The following is a 1,485-nucleotide window of genomic DNA, read 5'->3' on the forward strand; positions in this document are numbered from 1 at the left end:
TCGTCCGGGGCGGGTCCCTACGCCTTGGGGGCGCCCCCGCGCGGGGCGACGCCGCGCGCGGCCGCATCGCCCTCGCGCAGTACGGCTGCCGCGCGTGCCACATGATCCCCGGCGTGACCGGCTCGAAGGTCTGGGTCGGGCGGCCGCTCGAAGACATGGCGAAGCGCCCCATCATCGCCGGCACGCTGCCGAACAACCAGGCGAATCTCGTGCGCTGGATCCGCGATCCGCAGGCCATCGACCCGAAAACCGCAATGCCCGTGCTGGGCGTGTCCGAGCGCGATGCGATCGACATGAGCGCCTGGCTGCTGTCACATTGATGCCCGTTCGATCGCGCGGGCCAGGTCGTCCACCCCGGCGCGGATCACGTCCGGCGTGAACGCCGAAAAGCCGAGCAGCAGCCCGGGATCGATGGCGCAGGCGGCACCCGCCTGCGGATTCGTGTAATAGCCCAGCGTGCGCACGTCCACGCCGACATCGCGGGCGTGCCGGGCGACCGTTTCCTCGTCCAGCCTCTCGGTGAAATGCACGCACAGGTCGAGGCCCGCGTCCGACGGGCCCTGGCGCAGCCGGCCCTTGAGACGCGCATCGAGCGCATCGACGAGGGCTTGCCGGCGCTCGCCATACGCGTCGCGCGTGCGGCGGATGTGGCGCGCGAAGTGGCCGCCGGCGATGAAGTCGGCGAGCGTCGCCTGCGGCACGATGGGACTATGGCGGTCGACGACGGCCTTCGCCCGCGCCAGCGCCGCGGCCAGCGCGGGCGGCGCCACGACGTAGCCCAGCCGCAGCGCGGGGAACAGCACCTTCGACAACGTGCCCACGTAGATCACGCAGCCCGCGCGGTCCATGCTTTGCAGCGACGCGAGCGGCGGGCCGGTGTGGCGGTATTCGCTGTCGTAGTCGTCCTCGACGATCCACGCGCGGTTCGCCTCGGCCCAGCGCAGCAGTTCGAGACGGCGGCGCAGGCTCATGGTCACGCCCAGCGGCAGCTGGTGCGAGGGCGTCGCGAACGCGAGGCGCGCATCGGGATAGTGCTTTGCCGCGTACGCGACGTCCATGCCCTCGGCGTCGACGGGCACCGGACAGACGCGCGCACCGGCCACCGTGAACGGCGCCACCGCGCCCTGGTAGCCGGGCGATTCGATCCACATCGCTTCGCCCGGTGCGAGCAGCAGCTGGGCCAGCAGGTACAGCGCCTGCTGCGAACCGGACGTGATCACGACCTGGTCCGGCGTGCACTGCACCCCGCGCGACGCCTTCAGGTAGGCGCACAGCAGCTCCCGTAGCGGCGCGTACCCGGCGCCGGGGCCGTAGCCGAGCGCGCCGGTCGAATGGCGCCAGTGGCGCGCTTCCAGCCGGCGCCAGACGTCGAACGGGAACAGGTCCAGGCCCGGCATGCTGGCGCGGAAGGCGCGCAGCGGCCCAGCGTGGTGCAGCACGCGCGCCATGCCGCCCGCGATGAGTTCTCCGCGCGCCGACAGCGGC

2 protein-coding genes are annotated in these 1,485 nt (G+C 72.6%); one reads left to right on the forward strand and one right to left on the reverse strand.

Translation table 11 applies throughout. From position 1 onward, the window contains the following. Window positions 1–320 (forward strand): c-type cytochrome (locus tag ACEN88_RS31475; protein WP_413346058.1); only part of this gene is annotated, 320 nt, incomplete at its 5' end. Here ACEN88_RS31475 and ACEN88_RS31480 read toward each other — a convergent pair. Next, window positions 312–1,485 (reverse strand): PLP-dependent aminotransferase family protein (locus ACEN88_RS31480; RefSeq protein ID WP_413346060.1); only part of this gene is annotated, 1,174 nt, incomplete at its 5' end. The genes ACEN88_RS31475 and ACEN88_RS31480 overlap by 9 nt on opposite strands.

Origin of the sequence: Massilia sp. CT11-108 (assembly GCF_047302915.1) — a bacterium.
In the GTDB taxonomy this organism is placed as follows: domain Bacteria; phylum Pseudomonadota; class Gammaproteobacteria; order Burkholderiales; family Burkholderiaceae_D; genus Telluria; species Telluria orientalis.